At 35.0% G+C, this 26,409-nt stretch carries 19 protein-coding genes; 3 read left to right on the top strand and 16 right to left on the bottom strand.

The window, feature by feature from the left end; all coding sequences use genetic code 11:
• Positions 1 to 50: 50 nt before the first annotated feature.
• On the bottom strand, positions 51 to 1,481 hold the full coding sequence (locus tag JJQ60_RS16950; protein WP_201923093.1) for a hypothetical protein: 1,431 nt from the start codon (positions 1,479 to 1,481) through the stop codon (positions 51 to 53).
• Positions 1,482 to 1,732: 251 nt separating this feature from the next.
• Between JJQ60_RS16950 and JJQ60_RS16945 the strand changes: the two genes are divergently transcribed.
• Complete coding sequence (locus JJQ60_RS16945; RefSeq protein WP_201923091.1) at positions 1,733 to 2,773, top strand: hypothetical protein; 1,041 nt, start codon at positions 1,733 to 1,735, stop codon at positions 2,771 to 2,773.
• A gap of 150 nt (positions 2,774 to 2,923) precedes the next feature.
• Positions 2,924 to 3,958: a LacI family DNA-binding transcriptional regulator gene (locus JJQ60_RS16940; protein WP_201923088.1), complete on the top strand. Its 1,035-nt coding sequence runs from the start codon at positions 2,924 to 2,926 to the stop codon at positions 3,956 to 3,958.
• Here the strand turns inward: JJQ60_RS16940 and JJQ60_RS16935 are convergent.
• From JJQ60_RS16935 to JJQ60_RS16865, 15 genes are all read right to left on the bottom strand, one after another.
• Positions 3,955 to 4,998 carry an aldose epimerase family protein gene (locus JJQ60_RS16935; protein WP_201923085.1) on the bottom strand — a complete coding sequence of 348 codons (1,044 nt, stop codon included), beginning with the start codon at positions 4,996 to 4,998 and terminating at the stop codon, positions 3,955 to 3,957. The two genes, JJQ60_RS16940 and JJQ60_RS16935, sit on opposite strands and share 4 nt — an antisense overlap.
• 11 nt (positions 4,999 to 5,009) lie before the next feature.
• Positions 5,010 to 6,158: a glycoside hydrolase family 26 protein gene (locus tag JJQ60_RS16930; protein WP_201923082.1), complete on the bottom strand. Its 1,149-nt coding sequence runs from the start codon at positions 6,156 to 6,158 to the stop codon at positions 5,010 to 5,012.
• Between the two features lie 11 nt (positions 6,159 to 6,169).
• On the bottom strand, positions 6,170 to 7,774 hold the full coding sequence (locus tag JJQ60_RS16925) for a glycoside hydrolase family 43 protein (protein WP_201923079.1): 1,605 nt from the start codon (positions 7,772 to 7,774) through the stop codon (positions 6,170 to 6,172).
• A complete protein-coding gene (locus JJQ60_RS16920; protein WP_201923076.1) occupies positions 7,774 to 9,312 on the bottom strand; it encodes a sugar porter family MFS transporter in 1,539 nt (512 codons plus the stop codon). Before JJQ60_RS16920 ends, JJQ60_RS16925 begins: the two co-directional genes overlap by 1 nt.
• Positions 9,313 to 9,337: 25 nt before the next feature.
• Positions 9,338 to 10,330 carry a Gfo/Idh/MocA family protein gene (locus JJQ60_RS16915; RefSeq protein ID WP_201923073.1) on the bottom strand — a complete coding sequence of 331 codons (993 nt, stop codon included), beginning with the start codon at positions 10,328 to 10,330 and terminating at the stop codon, positions 9,338 to 9,340.
• An 8-nt stretch (positions 10,331 to 10,338) separates the two neighbouring features.
• Positions 10,339 to 11,670 carry a glycoside hydrolase family 2 TIM barrel-domain containing protein gene (locus JJQ60_RS16910; RefSeq protein ID WP_201923070.1) on the bottom strand — a complete coding sequence of 444 codons (1,332 nt, stop codon included), beginning with the start codon at positions 11,668 to 11,670 and terminating at the stop codon, positions 10,339 to 10,341.
• Between the two features lie 3 nt (positions 11,671 to 11,673).
• Positions 11,674 to 12,375, bottom strand: a complete 702-nt coding sequence (locus JJQ60_RS16905; RefSeq protein ID WP_201923067.1) for a phytanoyl-CoA dioxygenase family protein — start codon at positions 12,373 to 12,375, stop codon at positions 11,674 to 11,676.
• Between the two features lie 22 nt (positions 12,376 to 12,397).
• Positions 12,398 to 13,054 carry a fructose-6-phosphate aldolase gene (fsa, locus tag JJQ60_RS16900; RefSeq protein WP_201923064.1) on the bottom strand — a complete coding sequence of 219 codons (657 nt, stop codon included), beginning with the start codon at positions 13,052 to 13,054 and terminating at the stop codon, positions 12,398 to 12,400.
• A gap of 11 nt (positions 13,055 to 13,065) precedes the next feature.
• A complete protein-coding gene (locus JJQ60_RS16895) occupies positions 13,066 to 14,682 on the bottom strand; it encodes a sodium:solute symporter (protein WP_201923061.1) in 1,617 nt (538 codons plus the stop codon).
• A 6-nt stretch (positions 14,683 to 14,688) separates the two neighbouring features.
• Positions 14,689 to 16,014 (bottom strand): xylose isomerase, encoded by a 1,326-nt coding sequence (gene xylA / locus JJQ60_RS16890; RefSeq protein ID WP_201923060.1) that lies wholly within the window; start codon positions 16,012 to 16,014, stop codon positions 14,689 to 14,691.
• A 4-nt stretch (positions 16,015 to 16,018) separates the two neighbouring features.
• Positions 16,019 to 17,506, bottom strand: a complete 1,488-nt coding sequence (locus tag JJQ60_RS16885; RefSeq protein ID WP_201923057.1) for a xylulokinase — start codon at positions 17,504 to 17,506, stop codon at positions 16,019 to 16,021.
• A 235-nt stretch (positions 17,507 to 17,741) separates the two neighbouring features.
• Entirely contained in the window at positions 17,742 to 18,716 is a 975-nt protein-coding gene (locus tag JJQ60_RS16880) for a glycoside hydrolase family 16 protein (protein ID WP_201923054.1), read from the bottom strand.
• Between the two features lie 57 nt (positions 18,717 to 18,773).
• Complete coding sequence (locus tag JJQ60_RS16875) at positions 18,774 to 20,207, bottom strand: hypothetical protein (RefSeq protein WP_201923051.1); 1,434 nt, start codon at positions 20,205 to 20,207, stop codon at positions 18,774 to 18,776.
• Positions 20,208 to 20,225: 18 nt separating this feature from the next.
• Positions 20,226 to 21,800 carry a RagB/SusD family nutrient uptake outer membrane protein gene (locus tag JJQ60_RS16870; protein ID WP_201923048.1) on the bottom strand — a complete coding sequence of 525 codons (1,575 nt, stop codon included), beginning with the start codon at positions 21,798 to 21,800 and terminating at the stop codon, positions 20,226 to 20,228.
• A gap of 5 nt (positions 21,801 to 21,805) precedes the next feature.
• The gene (locus JJQ60_RS16865) at positions 21,806 to 24,865 is read right to left on the bottom strand and encodes a SusC/RagA family TonB-linked outer membrane protein (RefSeq protein WP_201923046.1); all 3,060 of its coding nucleotides are present in this window, start codon (positions 24,863 to 24,865) and stop codon (positions 21,806 to 21,808) included.
• Between the two features lie 373 nt (positions 24,866 to 25,238).
• Here JJQ60_RS16865 and JJQ60_RS16860 point away from each other — a divergent pair, with 373 nt between their 5' ends.
• Positions 25,239 to 26,123, top strand: coding sequence for a DUF6503 family protein (locus JJQ60_RS16860; RefSeq protein ID WP_201923043.1), 885 nt, complete (start codon positions 25,239 to 25,241; stop codon positions 26,121 to 26,123).
• Positions 26,124 to 26,409: the final 286 nt, after the last annotated feature.

Here is a 26,409-nt window from a genome sequence, read left to right as displayed (position 1 = left end):
TGATTCTTACAGAATCAACCCTTCATTATGTATTTTGGTTGGTTGTTAATTTATAGTACATTGCTAATCCCTATTTTCTTTTTTAAATACGGGACTATTTTTTCATAAGCGGGAACAAAAACTTTTGCTTTTATATTTTCAGAATCTTGAGAATAATATACCTTATTAACTTCATATCTAGAACGCCCTAGTAATTGATGCATATGAAGCATTTTAAAATCAATCACTTCTTTTATATTCTTCCCTAAATCTTTGCAACCAAAAATACCAGGAGTATTAGGAACCGAAATTAGTAACTCATTCAAAGCATGATCATCTATAGCCAAATCATGTAATATTTGTAGTAATACCTGTTCATATAAATCACCTGCCCCCAGACTCCAATTTGTCTTCGGTGGCTCTTCTTTTGCCAAAGTGCTTAACGAAAATGCTTCCTTGGTATCAATTCCCAACACCAAAAACAAATCATCTACAGTTTTACCAGACCCTCCATGATCTTCAATCACTTTTTCTAAACTAGTTTTTTCATTATCACTTAAGATACCATTAATCATATATTCATAACCCAATAATAATAATGCTTCTCTAGTTTGTTTATACTTTTTTGGATTCTCGTTTTTCATTCTTTTAAATACTCCTCTTGCAGTTGCAGTCCCCATAGCCATATTAGATATCAATAACTCAGCTCCAAAAGCATGATCTGCGATACGCCTAATACCCCCTGAGCTTAATTTTTGATCTGACCATTTTAAAAAATCGAATCGATCAGAATATGTCTTCCCATCAATAATTTCTCGCATTCTTAATACATGTTTATACGATAAAGCTTCGCCATTAGGACCAGCAGCTTCATTATCGCCAAAAACCCCCGGCCAATCCATATTGGTTCCCCAAACCGGTCTTGGTTTATCTCCATGACATCGAATACAGGATTCAGGACTTCTATGTAGTTTTGGCTCTTCTTCTGTAAAATCGAATTGAGAGAACTCCCATACGCCTGTTTCTTCATTAAGCTCTGCACAATCCAATAAATCATGCTTTGGGTCATCCGGTTTTGTACTAATATTCATTAAAAACCTTCCATCAGGCCCAAATAAAACAATCCTTGGAAATCGCAAATTCGATTGTCCTTCTCCTTTAGTATGTTCTACAAGAGAAAAATTATTTTGATAATGCGCTGGTAGTTGATTCAATAACTCTGGAATCGTGTTGATTTTATTTTTCTGAATAAACTCCAAAATTCCTTTGATTGTCATTTCGGGGTCTCCTGGTTTTGCTTGAGAATCCAAACTATTCAATGTTACAATAACATCATTAACCGTATTTGGGCACAATAATTTTCCGTTACGCTTGCCTCCTGTACTTACATACTTATCTGAAGATTGTACTATTGACTGTTTTTTTTCGTTTGTCACAGAGTTACAACTTAATACTATGATAAAGGTTAATCCCGAAATTATGCGACTAGATATTAACTTCATTAATCTTATTTTTTTAGCAAAAAAACAGAATTTTATATAAAAAAATAGGCTCAATATTGCGTTTTACACAAAATGCGTGGTAAAAGTGTATGGATTAGGAACTGTAAAAGTATTAGTAACTATCAACAGAACAGCATTTTTGACGAAATTAGCTCAAACGATTGAGTTCGTTAAAAAACAACATAAAGTATTAGGTAATACAACTTTATGTATCAACTAAATTTTGTAAGTAAACATTAAAATTGTAAGAAATGAAACATGTATTTAACTTAGTTATTTTTTCTATGTTACTATTAGTAGTAACAGTCGCTTGTGAAAGTGATGGATTCGATTCAGATGCTTCCGTCCCAAAAATTATAGATGCAACTGGCAAAGCGAGCTGCCCTAGCTCACACCCTTATGAAGCATGTGGAGCATGTTGGGTTGATGCTAACCAAGCACAATCTGGAGGTTGTAATGACACCGGAGGCAATAACGGTGGTGGCGATAACGGCGGCGGAGATAATGGTGGCGATCAAAACAATAATTGCCCTTCTTCTCACCCATACTCGGCTTGCGGGCAATGCTGGACAGATGCTAACCAGGCACAAGCAGGTGGTTGTAATGAAGATGGAAATGGTGGAGGAGATAACGGCGGTGGTAACGGCGATGGTAACGGTGACGGCGGAACACCATGTGGAGAATTTAATTATGATCCAAATAATACAGCCTGTGTAACTGTCGTTGCAAACGGAAGTGGATGTATGAACAGTGACGGCTTATTTGTAAGCTCTAAAGGAGTGGTAAGTAACCCTTGTAATACAAAAGAAGCTGTTTTAGATATTGAAAGAAATTTAGGTGTTAACATCGATGATCAATTTATCGCCCAAAGTGGTTATCAAGGAAATGTACCGTCTATTAATCCTACAATGACAAAAAGTGATTTCCTTATATATATGAAAGCCTTATTCATAAACATCAATATCAATGGTAAAACCGGTGATCAATTTGCCACAGAATTTGCTGATTTACTTGATACCAATAATGATGGTATTTTAACAAGAAATGAAGCTAGTCAGGCAAAAGGTTCTGACCCACGTCAAGTACTAAATCTTGAACCCATCTTTACCATAAATGGTGGACTTGCTACAGATGATGTACTAGCGTATGTAGGATTATATTTAGGTGATGGTGCATTAGATAAGTATGCAGGAGACTTGCCACAAATAGTTCAGGATAATATGGCTAATTTTACCAGAACATGGCAACCAGGTGTAAATGCGGCATCCAAAAGATATGATTCAAATAATTAAAAATTCCCCATGTTTAGATTCGCAACTTATTAGTTGTATATTGCCCTAAATGATAATAAGGGTTTGGTTATAAAACTACCAAACCCTTATTACTTTTATTGAAATTATTGCCATCTTTTGCATAAATCGAAGGCATATTATTTTTATGTAATGACTAAGAAGAAAAGAATAACTTTAAAAGATATAGCAAATGAGTTTAATGTCTCAATTGCTACAGTTTCTAAGGCTCTAAATGATAGTTATGAGATAAGTATTAAGACTAAAGCAAAGATTCAAGAGTATGCCAAGAAGCACCATTATAAACCTAATAGTATTGCACTAAACTTACAAAACAAGAAAACCAAAACTATTGGAGTTATTATTCCAAATATTTTAAATCATTTTTTCACCAAAGTATTCGTAGGTATTGAAAAAATTGCCACCGAAAAAGGATATAATCTTATCACGTGTATTTCTAATGAATCCTATGAAAAAGAGGTAAGCGCCATGGAGCTCCTCAAAAATTCTGCTCTAGACGGTTTTATTTTATCAATTGCTGAAGAAACACAAGTAAAACAAAATTTTAGTCACTTTCAAAACACCATTAATCAAGGTATTCCTATTATAATGTTTGATCGAGTAACTGATGAGATAGAATGCGATAAAGTTATTGTTAATGATAAAGATGGTGCATACAATGCTACGAATCATTTTATAGAAACAGGGTGTAAAAATATAGCCATTGTTTCTACTATTCATAATCTAAGTGTTGGAAAATTAAGGTTAGAAGGGTATAAAAAAGCACTTCTAGAAGCTAACTTGCCCATAGATGAATCCTTAATTCTGAAAGTAGATGAGTTTAATGATATAGATACCTTATTAAAAATACTTCTGGATTCTAGAAAAGTAGATGCCATGCTTTGTCTTGAAGAAGATTCTGCCGTAAGTACTCTAAGGATGGTACGTTCAAAAGGATATAAAGTTCCAGAAGATATCTCCATTATCGGATTTACTAATGGTGTTCTCCCAAGGCATGTTACACCTGCAATTACTACAATTAGCCAACATGGTATCTATTTGGGTGAAACGGCCACAAAAATGCTCATAGAGAAATTAGAAAATGAAAATTCTGAAACATCTCATACCACTAAAGTGATAAAAACGAACCTGATTGAACGAGAAACAACAAAACCTTTGCCCTACTAAATATCTTTTTTACTAAAACTGAAAACACTCCGATTTTCATAAAGCTCACCAGCTTTTATAAACGCGGATGGAAAATTATTGTGATTGGGAGCGTCAGGATAATTTTGAGTTTCAAAACAAACTGCCGGAAATTTATGATAAAAAGTTCCTTTTCTAAAATTCCAATCCGGAAACTCTTCTGGCGTATACATCACAACTGAAGGTTGATTCGTATGAACCTTCATTGTAATACCGCTTTCTTCGGCACTAATGATAATTTTTGGATCTTTTTCGGGATCAAAAATCAAAGTATCATCAATACTTCCTTTGGTTTTTAATACATTTAGTTTTTTGGGAATGCAAAAATCAAATTTTGTATCGACTATGGATTTATCAACCCCTGTAGGTAGTTGTTTAGCATCTACTTCTAAATAACGACTACAATGTAGTTGAAGTACATGATCGGTAATTGTGTTGTTTCCATTCAAATTATAATATGCATGATTAGTTAGATTAACTACAGTATCCTGATCCGAAATTGCCTGGTATGTAATCTTCAATTCATTATCATTGGTCAATTGATAGATTACCTTCACTCTAAGGTTACCAGGATATCCTTCTTCCAAATGTTCACTGAAATACGAAAGAGAGATGGATAATTCATCCTCATCAATATAATCAACCTCCCAAACTCGTTCATCAAAACCATTCTTTCCTCCATGTAAATGAACTCCCTTTTCATTATAGAGTATATAATTGTGATCGTTCACCCGTATTTTTCCGTTAGAAATTCTCCCTGCATATCTTCCTATTGAAGCCCCAAGGTATTTAGACACCTTGTTTCTTGACATATTGATATAGTCTTGTAGAGAATCCAAACCAACCACAACATTAGTCAGTTTACCATTTTTATCTGGGACTTCTAAGCTCATGATTGTGGCTGCAAAGTTGGTAATGCGTAATCTCGCACCATGATCATTCTTTATCGATAAGATCAGAAGCTCGTTTTGGTTATGAAAACCATATGATTTCTGTTTTATTCTTCTAGTTTTTGTCTTCAATTTCAAATTCTTTATTGAGCTTTGTTCCAAAGTTGATCATATAAGCATGGAGAAGATTTAATATACTTCGGATCTGAAGTAATTTTTCTCCAACGATTACTTATAGAATCACTAAGATGCAATCTTGCATCGATATTCTTAAACGTTGGATTATCATACCACATAGGATGCGAATCCCAGTGGCAATTTATATAATGAACCGCTTTTACTACATCCAGATTTTCATCTATAGTTTTAAAGAATGGTATAAACCATTTTTGCCAGGCTTCTTCCGCTTGCTCAGGGTTACTCAATTGTGTTTCAATGGTATTTCCGGTCGTTTTGGCATCAGGTGCCGAAATAGTAGGAGATGCTTCGGCAATAAATACGGGCTTTCCTTTTTTACGAGCAAATGCAATCATTTTTTGTTCTTCCCAGCGATTAAAAAAAGAAAATCCTAACCAATCTACATAGTCATCTCCAGGATACCAAGCTTCTAACTGTCCATCTTCGGGAGACATAAAACCCGTGGATTGCCATACAAAAGCGGTATTTGTAACCCCTTTGGCTCGAATCATATCGACCATTCTTTGGTACGCTTTTATTGTACTTTTTTGATCATAATGGTTCCATGGTTCACCGTCAAACTCATAAGCAATACGCAGGAAGACAGGTCTTCTACCAAGTGACAGTAAAAAATCAGCTAAAGCATTGATGTACTTATCATGGGTGCCATCGGCAACTTTTTCTTCATGATTTACAAATTGAAGTCCAATGGCCAGCGCCATATCCTTATAATCTTCGTCTGCCAATTGCAGGCTCACGTTATAGTCATTATCTCCCCAATCATGAGTATCATATATCCCATCGAGCCCTTCTTGTATTCTTCCAAAAGAGTTTTCTCCTGGATTTATATTAGTATACGTAGTCCAACCCGCTGGTCTGTCAAAATGATCGAGATAACCATCATTGTATTTTTCTAACCCACCTACTGCTTCTAATTCTTGCCCAACAAAAAGAAGCACTTTTCCCTCGTCGGGTTCAAACTTTGCAAGTTTTCTTTTCGGTATTACTTCTTTTTGGGTATTTGTTTCTTCATTTGCTTCTGGATCTTTATTCGTTTTCTGGTTGCATCCCCAAAATATACAGATACATAGTAGTGCAATAATCTTTTTGTACATAGCTGCTTTTTTTAATGTATTTCTTTATACTCAAACCAATCAAAATCGGCATGTTTCTTATTATATGATAAATCCTGACAACACATCCCGACAAACATTCCTGTAAATGCGGGTCTGTACCGTTCATCTCTTTCTCGCACATAGTCATCAGACAATATACTTGCATCTAATGTTTCTCCTATAGGATAGAAATTAGTTTCATCACTAATCCTGTAATAAAATTGAAGTTGATCATGATCCAAAACTCCTTTCAAAATAATCTTATCTTGCCCTGTTATATCTATTTCTTGTTGCTGTTCGGACATCTCAAAATGATCAGCTGAAATAATTCGAAGTAACTTCTTGGTTCCATTATAATTTGAAGTTACATGCAGATAGTGATAATACCCCGTATTGTAGTAAAAGACTAACCCAGCCATCTCTAATATATCACCAGGATCAAATTCTATCATGGTCGATGCTTCAGTTTTAAAATGTTGTACTCTTCTGGCGAGCATCGCTTGAGTATGAGTAGAAGTCAGGCTTTCTTTCCCTTTAAGCCTAAGAAAGCCTTTTCTTTCTTTAAGGCTTAACCAATTCTCATCTATAGGAATTCTTAACGTCTGAAAGTCGATTGATACTTCTTCGGTATTAAAATCATATCGTACTGAAGCATCTTCTAATGAAAACTCTTCTACTTCAGGTACAGGAACTTCTAATCGAGGTAATGTTGATTCACTCTTTAGATATGGCCAACCATCTTCTTTCCATACAATCTCTTCAATGGCCGTTTCACGCCCTAAAATACACCTACCTAGTTTTGATAAAGGCCTACCCACTAAAAACACAAAATACCATCTCCCATCCGAAGTTTCTACAAAATCGCCATGCCCCGATTTCTGAAGGTCATAAGACGGATCAGATGCACAAGTAATAATTGCTGTATTGGGGTGAAATTCATCATAAGGTCCTAATACCGATTTTGATCTTGCAATTGACGCGGCATGACCGTATTCTGTTCCACCCTCGGCAAGTAATAAGTAATAATATTCTTCTTTTTTAAAGATATGAGGACCTTCTGTACATCCCAAAGATGAGCCTGAATGTAAGTAATGTACCTCTCCTACCAGTTTCTTTTGTAGTGGATCATATTCTTGCAGTTCTATACCTCCAAAAAGTTTATTTTTTCGATGATCAACTAACATATTCAAGAAATACTTCTTCCCGTCATGATCATGAAACATGGAACCATCAAATCCTCTGGAACTCAAATACACGGGATCTGACCACTCCCCTGTAATATCATTAGTAGTTACCAGATAATTAGGAGTATCTTTCCAAACCCCATCAAATGATCTTACATTAGAATACACCAGATAAAAAATACCATTATCATAGGATAAGCACGGAGCCCAAACGCCACAAGAGTCTGGATTTCCTTTTAGATCCAATTGTGATAAACGATTTAATGGATGCGCAATAACTTTCCAGTTTTTAAGATCTTTAGAATGATGTATCTGCACTCCTGGAAACCACTCAAAAGTTGATGTGGCTATATAATAATCCTCTCCAACTCTTATGATTGAAGGATCAGGGTTAAAACCTCGTAATATGGGATTTTGTATTGTTGCGCTCATTAATTTAGAATCAAATCTTTTTCTAATTGTTCAAGTGATTTTCCTTTGGTTTCTGGCAATATCTTAAGCAAAACAAAGAATCCTATAAGTGCAATGGTTCCAAAAATCAGGAAGCTCATTGCATTTCCTAAAGTAGCTAGCTCCCATGGAAATATTTGTTGCACTATCCAACTTGCAAACGAATTGATAAAACCTATAAAACCTATCGCCAAACCTCTATATCTATTTGGGTACATTTCTGATAGCATTACCCACATTACCGGTCCTAACGAAAATGCAAAACAAGCTATAAATCCTAAAATACCTATTAATACTAATGTTGCATTCATATCTGTAGCAGCTTCTAATATCGCTCCTTCGTTTTTTGCGTACTCTTGAGAACCCAGGCTTTTTATCATTTCATTTTTAAAATCAACATCATTATCATATACCTTATTAGCAATTGGTAATAAACTTTGTTGATCAATATTCTGAATTTTCGCGATTTCGTCTTTGGTTAATTGGTACGTAGCTTGATTAAACCCATATGCACATAATAATAAACTAGCCGCTATACCTCCGATTCCAATTAAAAGTAAAGGTCTTCTTCCTAATTTATCAATCAAGAACATCGCAACAATAGTAAAGACTACTGTAGTAAAACTTAATAAAACACCAGATGCAAAGGCAGCATTGGTTCCTATTCCGGTTTGTTTAAAAATAGATGTAGCATAAAAATAAATAGCATTAATACCTGTAATTTGCTGCAATACCCCTATAATTAAACCAACGATTAATATAAAACGAATAGCTGGCTTAAATAACTCAGAAATTGAAGCGTTTTTATTACTTTTTTCTTTATTGATAGTATTGGCAATTGTTTCGGCTTCAATATTGGCAGTAGATTCTCCATGCAACCTAACCAATACATCTTTGGCCTCACTTTCTTTTCCTTTTACAAATAGCCACCGTGGACTTCTAGGAACAAAAAACAATAATATGAAATATAATAAGGCTGGTATTAACTCTACTCCCAACATCCATCTCCACACACTTTCATCAGTAAAAAAACTACCTTCAACATTATTTAAACCATTCAAATAGTTATTACAAAGAAATGCTCCGAAAAAACCCAATACTATATTTAACTGTTGTATTGAAACCAGTTTTCCCCTGTTTTTAGCGGTTGAGATTTCAGCAATATAGGTCGGAGCAAGTATCAAGGCGGCTCCAAAAGCTAATCCACCAATCATTCTGGCAATCCAAAGCATATGATATGATATGGCATATGCCGATAATAAAGCGGATAATGCATATAAAAATGCTACCATTAGCAGTATCTTTTTTCTTCCTATGATATCGCTTAACCTACCCGCTATGAGCATAGCAATCATTGCTGCAAAAGATGGACTGCTAACTGCCCAGCCTAGTTCACCAACATTCAAATCAAATTGTGGACCAGCATATTCCATAACTCCAGAGATAATTCCGGCATCAAAACCAAATAAAAATCCCCCCAGGGAAACTACGAATGCTATAAAAAGTGTTTTTCTCGACATATTATCTTTTAAAAATTCAATTCTTTTAATTTAATTCTTTCTCTGAAGGAAATTCAAGTCCTGTTTGCTCTCTTACCTTATCTACAATGCTAATAAGGTCGAGGCTATTTTGATGCGACCAAAGGCTACTCTCTATCCTTTTGTTCTCAATACATTGATGACATTCCTCTATCTCATATGTAAACCCTTTTCCTATTGTTGGATATTGATAATCAACCCTATGGTTATTTTTAATTAAGGTATAGGATTGTGTTTCATGCCAAATGGCGTTTAATAAAATTCTTCCTTCAGTTCCGCTAATAGTTGCTATCATATCAGATGGAGAAACAAAACTACTATGCAAAACTGCTTGTGCATTATGATAGTGTAATATCATTGAGGTTTGTTTATCTGCACCAGAATCATAAAAATTAGCAGATGCCAATATTTTTTCAGGCTTGCCTAAGATGCAATACGCCAGAAATAGGGGATATACTCCCATATCTAATAATGATCCTCCTCCGGTTTTTAAATCTATCATTCTTTCTTGAGGAATACCAACATTAAAAGCAAAATCTGCATTTATATAGTTCACCTCTCCGATATCTCCATTTTTAATTTTCTGTAGAGCTTCTCGTACGGAAGGGTTGAAACGCGTCCAGAAAGCTTCCATAAAAAATTTATTTGTTGCTCTGGACGTTTCTACCATTTTTAAAGCTTCATTAGAGTGTAATGCTATAGGTTTTTCGCAAAGCACATGTTTATTGTGTTCTAAAGATTTAATAGTTAGATGAGCATGCAAGTTATGTGGCGTGGCTATATATACAATATCAATATCTGGATCAGCAATTAACTCATCATAGGATCCATACGCTTTTTTTGCTTTATACTGATTCGCAAAACTTTCTGCTTTACTTATGGTTCGAGATGCCACAGCACTTAATTCTGCATTGGGTATTAGGGCGAGGTCTTTAACAAACTGATGTGCTATATTGCCCAGTCCAATGATTCCCCATTTTATTTCTTTATTTATTGCCATGAATCGATTTAACTTTTTACCATAAACGGGATATTACCACCTCCTGCCTTGCCGTTGTTATCATATACGTATACAAAAATTCTATATTCTCCTTCTTTTGGCGTAATGAATGTAAATTTACCTTCTTTATCTAAAACAACATCGACATATACTATAGGAGGTTCTAGTTCTTTTTCACCTCCTTGACTTCTTGTAACCACTTCTTTTGAAACTACCCATTTATACACCAAAGTATCTTTATCAGGTTCTGAAGCAAATACTTGTGCTGTATATTTTTGATTTGGTTTTAGATACACATTATCAGTTGCTTTTTTACCATCTAACCACAATGAATCAACTCTTGGCGCCTGGTTTTCGGGATGCTTTCCAGTCCATAATTTGGTTAGATTGTCTATGGTCTCTGTTTGACTTCCGTCTTTATGAAACATCCCGTACCAGGTTGGTGTACGTTCTTGTTTTTGCCCCCATTCGAAAGCAAATCCTCCTAAACATTTCCCCGAAGCATTATTTATCAATCCTTTTTGAATTCTTTCTAAAATACCATCTGCTTTAGGGCCACTAACTTCTTCAATTTCTCTGTTCCATGGTGTTTTTGGCATTTCCCAAAATCCCATCGGACCAAATTCGGTGATCATGTATGGTTTTTGAATTCCAGTACTTTTCATGCGTTCTTCTACATTTTCTAAATCGCCATATACCTGAACCGATACAATATCTATTTGTGGGCATCGCTCTAGGGCCACTTTTAGATGCTCATTGATTACTCCAGCAAAAGTCATCGTCACTGGATGGTTAGGGTCTTCTTTATGTATAAAATCCACTATATCTGCCATTGCATCATATACCTTTGGGTTTACAGGTCGTAACGTACCATTTTTGTTAAATAATAAATTTAATTCGTTACCAACTACCCAACACAAAACATTAGGGTGATTTTTATATCTTTTTACAATGGCTTTTACTTTTTTGAACTGCTGAGCAACTAGCTTTTTATCATTATAATCAAAACCATATAATTCTTTACCTATACTAATTCCCATAGCCACCATAAATCCATATTTTTTGGCAGCGGCCAATTCTTCTTCAGCATTTTTTACGGTCCAGGTTCTAAAAGCATTACCCCCTGCTTTGTACAAAGCTTCAAAATCATGACCATCAACATAATTAATGCCTACACCTTTTATTTCAAATTTTTCTGAGTTGACATAAAAATTATATTGTTCATCAACTTCTTTAACCTGAACTAATGAAGGCACATTATTACCTTTATTTTTCTGAGCTATCAAGGCTTTAGAAAAAAGAAGTGTGCAAATAAGAATTAAAATAATACTAGGTTTCATTGTTTAAATGCGTTCTTTTAATACTTCACTTGTTGAAAATTTATATAACATATTTCGATACACACATACATCAGTAATATCTTCTGGAGTTCCTTTAGGTACTGCTCTAAAATTAGATGAAATCCTATCTTTTTTTACTGGCATAACTCTATGCCAACAATGCCCATGCAAAAAGATAACTGTTCCTTTTTTTGGTCTTAATACTAATTGCCCTTCTAAATCTTCATTAGGGGTTCCTGAAGGTAACATTCCTGCCTTATGCGTTTTAGGGAAAATTACAATTTCTCCTCCGGTTTCTTCGGTGATATCGTGAGTATACACCAATCTATTAAGATTATATAGCTTTTTATCAACTGGTGAGCAATCCTGATGCCATGCTTGCCCTACACTTCCTGCTTTAGAAAACATCATCATACAATACAAGTTCTCCCATTCATCTTTTAAAATAAGATCAGTAATAGCATTAAAATGTTTGTCCTTATCAATGGTATCAAAGTACGGTTTTCCTTCTCTATATGGAAACCAAGGAATAACCTCAACTCCGGATTTAGAAATAAACTCATCAGTATGTTCCCAATCTGGACTAATTCCATAATGATCTAGTATTTTAGTGTTATACTCGTCCATTAATTTAGGATTAAAAAAGTTCTCGAAAACGACAAAACCATTTTCCCAAAACTCTTCTACAATCCAACTATAATCCATTTTTTCTAGTTTTATGGGTGTATTAAACTTCCATTAATTGAGCATCTTCTAAAAATTTCTTTAATCCATTATCAGTTAGCGGGTGTTTTAATAACCCTTCTATAGCCGAGAGTGGACCAGTCATAACATCTGCTCCTATTTTAGCACAATTTACTATATGCATTGTATGTCTTACTGATGCTGCAAGAATTTCTGTCTTAAAACCATAGTTATCATATACTCTTCTAATATCATCGATTAACACCAAACCATCTGTCGAAATATCATCTAATCTTCCTATAAATGGTGACACATAGGCTGCACCTGCCTTGGCGGCTAATAATGCCTGCCCTATAGAAAATACAAGAGTGCAATTCGTTTTAATTCCTTTATCCGAAAAATATTTTATGGCTTTTATTCCATCTTTTATCATCGGTATTTTTACTACTATTTGAGAATGTAATGCTGCTAATTCTTCTCCTTCTTTGACCATATCATCAAAAGAAGTACCGATCACTTCTGCAGAAACATCTCCATCAACCACTTCACAAATACTTCGGTAGTGATGCATTATGTTTTCTTTACCCGTTATTCCTTCTTTAGACATTAATGAAGGGTTGGTTGTTACTCCATCTAACACGCCAAGCGACTGTGCTTCTTTGATTTGATCTAAATTTGCTGTATCTATAAAAAATTTCATTTTCTATGGTTTTATCCTACAAAGTAGGATAGTATGGTTATTATTATGAGTATTAATAAAACAGACAGGACAATATCTGATAATGTGATACTCTCTTTATTCTCTAATTTATGTTCTTTGGTTAATGTTCCAAATGACAACCCAGCAATCGCAGCATAGTTTGGTGGATTTGTAAGTAAACTAACTGTAACGCATATGATTATTGAAAATACAAACATAAAAATTGCCATATGTGCAAAATTTATGGTTGCAAATTGATATATAATTCCCGATACGTTGTCTTTAAATATCTCTGCAGTAATTCGTAATGAAGCTACAACCAATCCAGAAAAAAGGGTAACTATTGCGGCTTTTGAGTTTACTCTTTTCCATAATACTCCTAATAAAAATACCGCAGTAATTGGAGGAGCAATATAGGATTGAACACTTTGCAAATATTGATATAAAACACCTCCTCCAATTTTTTGCATTATTGGAATCCATATAATCCCTAATACTACCATAATCACTGTCGCCATTTTACCGATATTGAGTAATCGTCTTTCTGGTGTATATGGTTTTAATTTTTTATAGATATCTATGGTAAAAATTGTTGAGCATGAGTTAAATACTGAAGCTAACGAGCTCATTAATGCTGCCATGAGTCCTCCAGCGACAAGTCCTTTAAGTCCCACAGGCAATAATGTTTTTACAAGTACGGGAAAAACCTCATCTGCTTTTTTATACGTTAATACTCCTTGTTTTGCCAAGGCGAATGCAATAATACCAGGAATAAGGAATATAAAAATGGGTAAAATTTTAAGATAGGCCCCAAATATTGCTCCACGTCTTCCTATTTTAATATTATTGGCTGCAAGAGTTCGCTGCACGATATATTGATCAGTACACCAATACCAAATCCCAACAATTGTTCCTCCAAAAAGTAAACCTGTCCATGGAAAATCGGGGTCACTCATTGGTCGCCACATATTAAAATGATTTGATCCAACAGTTTCTTTAAGTGTATCCCAACCACCGACTTCATGAAGGCCTAACACGGTAATAATTACAGAAGCAGCTATAAGAATAATGGTTTGTAGTGTTTCTGTATAGATTACAGCTTTCATACCACCAACAACAGTATAAATACCAGTAAAAACAACAATTCCAATAGCCCCATACCAAAATGGAATTCCAATTAATTCAGAAACTACTATCCCACCTGCATATATTGTTACAGAAACTTTGGTAATCACATATCCTACCAGTGAAAAAATTGATAAAAACCACCTGGATCTACTATCAAATCGTTTCTCTAGGAATTCAGGCATTGTAAAAACTTTACTTCGCATGTAAAATGGGAGAAACAACCAGCCTAACACCAAAACAATCCATGCATGCAGCTCATAGTGCGCCATAGGCATTCCAGATTCTGCACCTGTTCCTGCTAACCCAACTACATGTTCTGAACCAATATTGGAGGCAAAGATAGATGCGCCTATGACAAACCAACCGACATTTCTCCCCGCCAGGAAATAATCTTCTGTATTTTTATTTTTTTGAAGGATCACCCATATAGCAACACCAATTAATGCCAGAAAATATAATCCTAAGACAATCCAGTCTCCAAACTCTAATACTGATTTCATACCGTATTAGATATATTGGTTTATAATATTTTCAAACAACTCTTGCTTACCACTCTGAAGTTTTAGTTCTCCATTCTGGAGTGCAATATCGTAAAGCTTATTCAGATCAAGTTTTCCTTGTTCAAATGCTTTGCCGTTTCCAGAATCAAAAGAACTATATCTTTTTTCTCTAAGGTTTTCATAAGGAGAAGACGAAACAATTTTATCTGCAATTATAAGTGCTCGAGCAAATACATCTGCTCCACCAATATGAGCTAAAAACACATCTTCCATATCGGTAGAATTTCTTCTCACCTTGGCATCAAAATTCACTCCTCCTCCCTGAAGTCCACCAGCTTTCAAAAATACAAGCATAGCTTCTGTAACTTCAGCAATGTTATTAGGAAACTGATCAGTATCCCAACCATTTTGATAATCTCCTCTATTGGCATCTATACTACCTAGCATTCCTGCATCGGCTGCAACTTGGATTTCATGTTGAAATGTATGTTGTGCCAGTGTAGCATGGTTTACTTCTATATTAATTTTAAAATCTTTATCTAGTCCATGTTCTTTTAAAAATGCAATCGAGGTCGCGGTATCAAAATCATATTGATGCTTCATAGGTTCCATAGGTTTAGGCTCAATAAAGAAAGTACCTTTAAATCCTTGTCCTCTTGCATAATCACGGGCTGCAGATAAAAACGTAGCCATATGATCTAACTCTCTTTTCATGTCGGTATTAAGTAGGGACATATATCCTTCTCTTCCTCCCCAAAACACATAATTTTCACCATTTAAAGCAATGGTAGCATCTAAAGCCAGTTTTACTTGCCCACCAGCTCTTGCCAATACATTAAAATCCGGATTGGTTGCAGCACCATTCATATATCTGGGATTCGAAAAACAATTAGCAGTACCCCATAGAAGTTTTACTCCTGAGGCTTTCTGTTTTTCTTTGATATACTCTACGATGGTTGTTAATCTTTTCTCGGATTCTGAAAACGTTGCCGCTTCTCTTACTAAATCATAATCATGGAAACAGAAATAATCAAACCCCATCTTTGTAATGAATTCGAAAGCAGCATCAGCTTTTTCTTTTGCAGCTGCAATGGCATCTCGAGATTGATCCCATACATATTTTAATGTTCCTGGTCCAAATGGATCTGCTCCTGTACCGCAGAAGGTATGCCAATATGCAATCGCAAATTTAAAATGCTCTTTCATTGTTTTACCAGCTACTACTCTATTTGCATCATAATATTTGAATGCCATTGGGTTATCTGAAGCTGCGCCTTCAAACTTAATATCATCAATACCTTTAAAATATTCTTTATTTCCTAGTAAGGCCATGTATTTATTTTTTTAAAATTCTATTTAATTCTCTTTTCCAATTTTTATATGCTTCTTTATAATCGTCTTGATTCTGAAGAGGGTGGTACGTCATTACATGATCATTTTTGGTTATCATGGTACCAAAGTCTTTAAAAGTACCATCACTTAAACCGGCTGCTCTAGCTGCTCCAATAGCACCTGTTGTATTATAAATTTCTATTTCTTGATTGATTAGCGTAGCTACTGTATTTGAGAAAATTTCCGAACGAAACAGGTTATCATTTCCTGCACGGATTACTTTTATCTCTGTATTATCTTTTTTGAGGACTTCCATTCCGTAAACAAAAGAGAATGCAATTCCCTCGAGGGCAGCTCTAAAAATATGTGATCTTGTATGCTTATTTAAATTTAAATTACAAATGTGGGTTCCAATAGTTTGGTTATCAAACATTCGTTCAGCTCCGTTTCCAAAAGGTATTAGCTGTAGATTATTTGACCCCACCGCCACTTTTGAAGCATGCGAATTCATAGTTTGATAAGAATTAGTCTCCAGGTTAAGATTATTTTTTAACCATCTATATTGAATTCCTGCTCCATTAATACACAAAAGTTTTCCTATACTTGGTTGTTTAGTTGTATGATTAACGTGGGCAAAGTTATTTAGCTTTACTCCTTCTTTCGCAAAAAGGCTATCAGTTACAGCATAAATAACTCCAGATGTTCCTCCCGTTGCAGCAACTTCTCCAGGATTAAACACATTAAGTGACAACGCATTATTGGGTTGATCTCCCGCTCTATATAAAACTGGCACTCCTTTTTTAAGACCACTTTCATTTGCTCCTTTTTCAGATAGTGCGCATTGAAAAGAAAAAGTAGGTACTAATTCTGGTATTTGATTGGTATCAATATCATAGTACTCTAATAACCAGTTTGCAGGTTTATCTTTTTTAAAGTCCCATAATATTCCTTCTGAAAGACCTGATTTTGTGGTATTAATAACTCCGCTAAATTTATAAGCAATGTAATCTCCAGGTAACAAAAACTTGTGAACTCTATTGTAATTTTCTGGTTCGTTATCTCGTACCCACTTTAGTTTTGAAGCAGTAAAATTAGCAGGAGAATTTAGCAATGTACTCATACATTTATTTTCTCCTATTTGTCTAAAGGCTTCATTTCCTATTTCAACTGCTCTACTATCACACCAGATAATAGAATTTCGAATCAATTCTCCTTTGTCATCTAACAATACTAAGCCATGCATCTGATATGAAATTCCAATACCTTTTATCTGATCTGGACTAATTGCATTTTCTTTTAGTATGCGTTTAGAGGCTTTACAGACATTTTGCCACCAAAATTCTGGGTTTTGTTCTGCCCATTCTTTATGAATAGAGATAATATCCATTTCTTCTTCAGGCTCATTTACTGATGCAATAGATTTACCTGTTTGGGCATGAACCAAAGCGGCCTTTATTGAAGAACTTCCTATGTCAAATCCTATATAATACATGATGCAATTTTTGCTGTGATAAAAGTTGAATTTATTGTTCAGAAACAAAACTTCTATCTAAAGAATTATCGAAAACCTATCTTTATAGTTTTCGTAATTCGTTAAAACAATTTCTTAGTTAAGCTTGTAGGAAAGATTAGAAAAGGAGCTATTTCTAGAGAACAAGAGAAAAAACTCCCTTCCTAATTCTATCAAAAACTAGCTTGTAATTCAACTATTATTATGGGGTTTATTGTTATACTTTTTGGTATACCCTTATATAATCTACTATTAAAAAAGCGGGATAATCCGTCGCAATGGGGCGAATAGGTAAATTACCGCCTACAGAAAGATTCATAATTAGATAAAACTCATCATTAAAAGGGTATGGTTGTCCATTGGTTTGAGATGGCGTAATCGAATGATACTCTACATCATTTACTAGCCAAGTAATTTTATTTTCTTCCCAAACAATAGAAAACACATAGTATATTTTGTTATAATTTTCTTCCGGGGCTGGATATTCTTTAGAGTTAAATCTTCTACTATTAAAGTCGCTTCCGTAGTGTGCAGTACCGAAAACCTCTGTAGGATCTTCACCCAGATATTCCATTATATCTATTTCGCCACCATTTGGCCACCATTCTGCTGGGTTTGTAATTGTATAATTATGATTTAACAGCCATAACGCAACCCAAGATCCTGTTGCTGAAGGCATGCTAGCTCTTATATCTACTCTACCGTATTGAAACTCAAATTTATTATCTGTATTGATTCTTGACGAAGAATAGTTTGATCCTCCTTCGCTTCTGGCTGCTATAATCAAATTACCTTGTTCAAAAAACAAGTTCTCTTCACTATTTGTATAGGATTGCAATTCCTCGTTCCCCCATCCACAAAGGTTTGGGCAACCATCTCCTATATTAAAAGACCAGTTTTGCAGAGATAATTTCCCATCATTGAATTCATCACTCCAGACTAAACCATATCCCTCATATGAAGTAGGTGCATCAAAGCCTGATGTTGGAATAACAACTCCACTTGGACAATTATTACAGGTCCCACCTCCACAGTCTATACCCGTTTCATTTCCGTTTTGGATTCCATCTGTGCATGTAGCAGCTACTGGGTCTGGCCCACCAGAATCACTATCATCGCTAGATGAACAAGATACGGTCAAAAGTATTCCGAAAATAATGAAAAAATATATGTATGTTTTTCTTTTGATCATTGTTATAGCATTAGTATGAAGGGAGGAGAGTTTCTCCTCCCTTCTCAAATTATTTTTTTATTTAAAAGGTACAAAATCCTTAACAAAGAATTCTCCCGACTCTCCGTGACCACTTCCTCCTACACGTAACGTAAATACTGTATATGTTGTATTAGCTGGCAACAATGTTCCTGATCCTGCCGCTGCGGCACTAGAGCCATCAAACTCTAAAGTAACCCAGCTATCAAAATCTAAATTGGCTACTGTTTGTGAAATCACCGTCCAGCGATTAAAAAACTCTGGATTATCATCATGTAATATCAACTCTACTGTAGGTGTTAAAGATCCTGAAAAGTCATTTGTTGAAGGGATAAATACATCTATTTTAAACTTATTATATTCTGAAAAATCAATTACCGCATCTTGGGGTTGAAACTTTAAATCCTCAAAACCTCCAAAGGGGCCATTTTCTGGTCTAATTATTCTAGCGACTCCATCATTGGTACCTGCGGGATCTGCAACTCCATATGCGATATTAACTCCTTGACTGTAAGGGCTTCCATCTGCATTTGTAGTTCTGGGTTCTAAGTTTAAACCAGAAGAGGCATCACCAGCTTCAAACGTAAAGTATCTTGGTAATCCACTAGATGCTAAAGCATCAGCTCTAGGTGTACCTGGTAATACCAAACTAGTTGTTGGAAGAAAATCTTTAAGATAGAACGTTGCCGATTTTTGATGATTTGACCCTCCAATTCTAATCGCTATAGTATTATAAATTGTGGTTGCTGCCAATGCATCTCCACCATTAAAATCAACCCTAACCCATGAATCAAAATCTGCCGGATCTACTTCAGCATTTAAAACTGTCCATGTTTCCCAGAACATCGGATTAGTAGAATCTAATAATATGATCTCTACCATAGGCACTAAACTAGTATCATAGTCATTACTAGATGGCATGAAAACCTCTAAAGTGAATTTATTATATGATGAAAAATCTATAGTAGAAGAAAAAGTTTCGAATTTAAAATCTGAAAATCCGTCAGCAACATTTCCTTCGGGACGACTATACCTTCCTACTATCTCACCAGAACCGGCGGGATCAGCAATCCCGAAATCTAAGGTCACACTATTCTCGGCAGGCAGCCCTAAATTCAAAGAAGAATCTTCTAACTCGAATGTATGGAAATACGGTAATCCGGCATTTATCAATGCATCGAATCTTGGTGTAGCTTCAGGGCACGCATTATTACATGGCCCTCCACAATCTACACCTTCTTCGTCCTGGTTTTGTATACCATCAGAACAACTTGGACAAGCCGGTGTATTACTTCCGCCACAATCTATTCCTTGCTCATCAAGGTTTTGTATCCCATCTGAACTTGATGGTAAAATAGGTCCTAAATTAAATTCTGTGTCTTTAGTACAAGAGAAGATGACCACAAAAAGGCTTAACATCATTACAAGCACTCCCGCTTTTCTAAATGATTTTATATTACTTATATTTTTCATTTTCTATGCTTAAAATTATTAATAACCCTGGTTTTGTTCTAGCATTCCTTCAGGATAGGTGTCTATTTCTTGCTGAGGAATAGGCAACAATAAATCTCTAGGCATTCTAAAATCAGACTTACCAATAGCATTTAGTGCATCTTGAATAACTCCGCCTCCATCGGCTTTTTCCCAACGTACCAGATCTGTAAAACGATTCCATCCCTCTGTGGCTAATTCTCTTCTCCTTTCGTCTCTAACTCCTTGTTTAGAATATGACGGCGCAGCAGGGTTACCAGGGCCATATGCTCTTTCTACAACTTGATTAAAAGAGTTTGATCCGTTACCTCCGCCTCCCATAAGAGATGCTTCGGCATGTATTAATAATACATCAGCATATCGAATCACTTTTTCATTTAATGGAGACTGAAAATCCGTAAGTAAATCCTGTACTTCTTCAAAAGTTAAAAAATATTTTCTTGCTCCAGTATTTACTCCTATTGCATATCCAAAATCATTAGGAACAGGGTCCCAACCTATGGCTGCTAATCCGGGAGAATTCGTACTTTGTCCGGGCAATAAGAATGTAGCGGCTTTTCTTTGATCGCTATCATCAAAAAAGTCAACCAATTCTTGTCTTGGAATGAAATTATTAAATGAATTGTATCCTTCTAAGAAAGGGAAACTCCATTTCCACATTCCTGAACCTTCTTGAGATTGTGATCCATCATTGAAATCACCAGCAGATAAACCATCCACATAATTGATTTCAAAAACAGACTCTAGACCAAACTCATTAGTTTGAATAAAGTTATTTGAAAAACTTGATTCTAATCCATAAACTCCTTGATTAATTACTTGTTCGGCGGCATTAACTGCTTCTGACCATTTTTCCTGATACAGGTATACTTTTGCAAGCAAAGCATATGCCGCTCCAGAAGTAGCAGAACCTTGTATTCTTTCTCCACCTTTTAATGGTAATGTTTCTGAAGCATTTTTTAAATCAGCTTCAATAAAAGCATATACTTCAGTCTGAGATGATCTGGGTTTAAATTGCTCTTGATTTGCCGAAGTTATTGGCGTATCAAAAAGCGGAACACCACCAAAAAGGCGTACTAATTCGAAATAATAAAACCCTCTTAAAAACTTAGCCTCGGCTATAATTTGATCTTGTAATTCTGGGGTTTCAAAATTAGTAAACCCTTCAGCTAATTGAATTGTAAAATTAGCTCTTGCCACCCCTTGATACCATTTACTCCATACAGAAGCAACAGAAGCTAAAGTAGGTGTTATGGTACTAAATTGATCATACTGAGCGCCAATTGCCCAAAATGCGGCTGATTGAGAATGTAGATCATCTGCTCTTACACCTTGCTGCATTAAAGGAAACGTTTGGTTTCCTCCAACATTATGCCATTGCAATGCATCATAAGCAGCAGTAAGACTAGCTATAACATCATCTTCGGTATTAAATGCTGTATCGGCTACAATTTCTGTAATTGGAACTTTATCTAATAAATCATCAGAACAAGAAGGCATTAATACTACCCCGCTAAAAAACAATAGAAAAAATCGTTTTGTTCTTATTTTTAATATATGATTAAATACTTTCATTGTTTTTAAAAATTAAAATTAAAGCCTAGTAAAAAGTTACGGGATTGCGGAAAAAACCCTTGATCAATCCCTATATTCAATGGGCTACCTAAATTATTTTGTCCAATTTCTGGGTCTAATCCATCGTATTCTGTTAAAATAAATAAATTCTGACCCGAAACATAAACTCTCACAGCCTCAGCTCCTATTGACTTTGCAGCCGAATCTGGAATGGTATATCCCAGAGTTACATTTTTCAGCTTTACAAAAGAACCGTCTTTTACATGAAAATCAGATATTAGCTGCTCTCCGTTAGTACCTGTAGTTGCGGCAATATTTCGTGGAGTATCTGTTTGCGTGATATATGATGATGGTCTATTTGAACCTACAGCGTCGTATCGATTTGTAGCGTCAAAAATATCATTACCAGCCGTTCCTGACATAAATGCTGAAAAATCAAATCCTTTATAATTGAAGCCTAAATTCATACCATACGTAAAATCAGGATTCGGATTTCCGATAATAGTTCTGTCACCTGCATCTGGTGTTAGTTTATCATTGCCACTATTATCTAAATCTGCAAAGATTAGATTACCCGCTGCATCTCTACCTTCAACAACAAACCCATAGAAACTGGCTATTGGATCTCCAACTCTAGTTCTTGAGGCAAATCCTTGAAATTGTGGTTGTATTGCAGCGGAATCAATGAATGAAGTTTCTCCTAAACTTGTTACCTCATTTTCATTAAATCCAAGGTTCACATTTATATTCCAAGAAAATCCACTAGCATATGTATCTCTCCATGACACTATAAATTCAAAACCTTTATTTTCTATATCCCCGGTATTTTCTACAGAAGGTTGCAATCCTGAAGTTAAAGGAGTTGTTGCTTGTAATAGGATATCACTGGTTTCTTTTATATAATAGTCAGCAGTAAAACCAAGCTTATTATTAAATGCATTAATATCTAAACCTATATTGAGCTGAGAAATTTCTTCCCATTTTAAATCCGGATTAGATAATCCTGTTAATACAATTCCAGGTTGACCTGCATAGTTAACTTGGGTATTTACCGAAGATAAATAGGCTAATGGTCGTGGTGATCCATCATTACCACTAATACCCCAACTTCCTCTAATTTTTAACAGATTTATGTTATCGCTGTCCTGCAAAAATCGCTCTTCAGAGATTACCCAACCGGCAGATACAGCCGGAAACCAACCAGAACGATTATTAGATCCAAAATTAGAAGAGCTGTCATTTCTTAATACCGCACTTATCAAGTATTTCTCATTATAATTATAATCTATTTTACCGAAAAAAGATCGTAATCCTACATCTGTAGAAATGCCTGGAGTTATTACGACATCACTATTATCTTCTGACAATGCAAAATTAACACTATCAAAATCATTGACTAGGAAAAGTCCTGGATCTCGTACTACCGCTCCACCATCGAATCTATTTTCAACAACTTCATACCCTGCGAGCACACTTACATAATGATATTTTTGTGCGAGCTTTGCAAAAGAATATTCTCCGGTAACTCCATATTGTCGGTTTCTCGTTTTATTCAGTACTTCTTGATAAAATACATTGTTAGCAGTATCATATTCTTGAGCTTCTTGATCTATTAAAGGCAGAAAAGACCTGTTAAAAATAGAAGCGCTAAACACCCCATATGTTGCTTTAAATTTTAAATTATCTACTGGCTTCCAATCCAAAGAAGTAGAAAGGTTAAGAATATCTTGATCGGTTTGCGAGTCTAATAACGCAAGAGAAAACAATGGATTTTGTACTGCTCCGAGACTATTAATCGGCACTCCATTTGCTATTGGTGTGCTATTTTGTAACCCTGGATTAAAGAAATTACCTTGTTCATCAAATGCAGGGTAAATAGGAGGTAATGCATTGATAAAACTACTTAAACCAACACCGGCACCACCATTATTTTGCGATACATTAAAGCGCTCCTGATTCTGGTATTGTGCTACTACATTAAATCTAATACGATCTGTAATATCACCATCAAAGGCTCCTCTAATATTTCTTCTATTAAACTCTGCTTTGTTATCACCTCCAAGAATACCTTCTTGCCCAAAATAACCACCAGAGACTGCATAAGATACTTTTTCGCCTCCTCCCACTATTGAACCATAAATATCTTGAGTAGGTGCATCACTAAACAATACATCATACCAATCTGTATCTGGTAATGCTTCTCGCTCCGCATCTGTAAAAGCTCCTCTAAATCCAGCTGCTAAATCTGAACCTGCTGCGGCAACACCTTCGTTATAATACCGCACATACTCATCGCGGTTCATTAAATCTGGTTTGTTTGCTAAAGTTTGAATACCATAGTAACCACGAATTGAAATTTCCGGTTTTAAACTTCTTCTTTTACCACTTAAAGTTTCTATCAAAATTACTCCATTACCTCCCCTAGAACCATAAATAGCACTGGATGCTGCATCTTTAAGCACGGTTTGTGATTTGATATCATTCGGGTTTAAAAATGTTAGATTAGGAACCTGAACTCCATCTACGATATAGAGAGGATCAGAATTATTTGGTGTTCCTATTCCTCTTACTCTAACGGTTTGTGGTGATCCAGGTGATCCTGAGTTTTGTTGTACTACAACTCCTGGCACCGTTCCTTGCAATGCCGCTTCTGCTTGAGATATTGGCAACTGCTTTATGATATCTGGATCTACCGTCGCTATCGCCGTAGTTAGCGATTTCTTATTTTGAACCTGCCCATATCCCAAAATCACCACCTCACCAAGGGATTGAGCATCCGAACGTAAAGAGACATTAATTACTGTTTGACCGGAAACCGGAATTTCTTGAGTTTGGAAACCTATGTAACTAAAAACTAAAACTGCATCTCCAACGATATCATTGACTGTATAATTACCATCAAAATCTGTAGATGCTCCATTAGTCGTTCCTTTAACAATTACATTTACTCCCGGAACCGGAATTCCGTCTTCTCCAGTAACTATACCCGAAACACTTTGTGAATAAGTGTTACTTACCATCAAAACGATTCCAATAAAAAGAATCTTTAGTAAGTTATTTTTCATACTGACTGTTTTAAATTATTAATTGATTGTTTTTGCGAATTTCAATGGTTCTAAATTAAATTTTATGGTATTCCATTCAAAAAAAGCAGGGTATAACAGCAAGAAGTAGGCAACAAAAAAACAGTAATCAAACAAAAGAGTTTTTGTACAACAAAACATTTAACTAATTTATTATCAGCTATTTATAGTTAATAAAAAAAGACAAGCTTCTTTTTTCGCAAACGTTTAAGTAAATTATTGTTGTAATAAAACAATGAGAGTTAATAACATGCTAATTCCGGGTGAAGCATTAGATTCATCATTTCTCTTCCTTACTACATTTTTCAGTATCTTTAGTATATCTTCATATAATAACCTCTTAAATAATATTATCATGAAAATCACACAAATCATTAAGACAGCAATAATAAGTATGTTCCTGATATTCATAAGTTGTAATCAAAAAAAAGAAAATGATACCGAAGAAACAGTTAAAACAGAGAATACTTCTTCTATAGAAGAAACCAAACCCAAAGAAAAAGAAATCACTTATGATACAAATATACCTAAGACCATAATTAAGGCAATTGCCGAAGCTTCTGGCGGTTGGAATACCCTCTGGAATCTTAAAGATGTAGAATATACTTACGCTTATGAGCAAGCAGATGGAAAAAAAGATATATCTATAGAGCGTTATATTTTTGATGGGGAATATTCCTGGGGGAAATATACAACCCATCAGGTAAATGTTCTACCCGAAGGTAATCAACCTATCATACAAAATTATGCAAAAGGTAAAGCTTCAGTAAGCATTGATGGTAAAGAAATTACAGACGAAAAAATAATTGGAACTGCTGATTTCTTGCGACAAGTAAATTATTATTGGTTTATGATGAATTTTAAGATCGGTGATCCAGGAACTGCTTATGAATACTTAGGTCAAGAAGTTGTGGATGGAAAAACGTATGATAAAGTTACCGTTTCTTACGATTCACAAAAAACAGGGAAAGAAGCCAACGATGCTTACATTTTATATGTAAATCCTGAAACCAAATTAATTGATCAATTCTATTTTTCATTACCTGCCTGGGGGATCAATGATATCGTTTTACTTATGAAGGTAAAATACACTGAAATTGATGGTATACAAGTACCGACACATCGATACGCTTATATCCCCAATAATAAAGGAGAATATGCAGAGGAACCTTCTTTATCTGAAATTTCTACGGATGTAAAATTTAATAATGGGTTTAAACCAGATGATTTAAAAATTTAATCTGCTTCGACACATAACTTAAATCATACTAGTCATATCGAAGTTTTGGGGAATCCTCACCAAGCTTCGACATGCTAAATTTTAAAAACAATAGACTAAATTATGCCTAAGATTGCCTAATTTTTTCTTAATCTTTTTCATCCATTCTATCTTATTTCTTTCCAAAAACATGCTGTAAAATACTGACAAACAATAAACTATACAATTTTAACATATTTTAGCTTATTTAAGAAGATTTTGGGGAATACCCTATTGACTTAGTATAGAAAAGTCCATACATTGAAAT

The organism is Aquimarina mytili (assembly GCF_016735115.1).
Lineage (GTDB): Bacteria > Bacteroidota > Bacteroidia > Flavobacteriales > Flavobacteriaceae > Aquimarina > Aquimarina mytili.
This window is presented reverse-complemented; position numbering and strand designations above follow the sequence as displayed.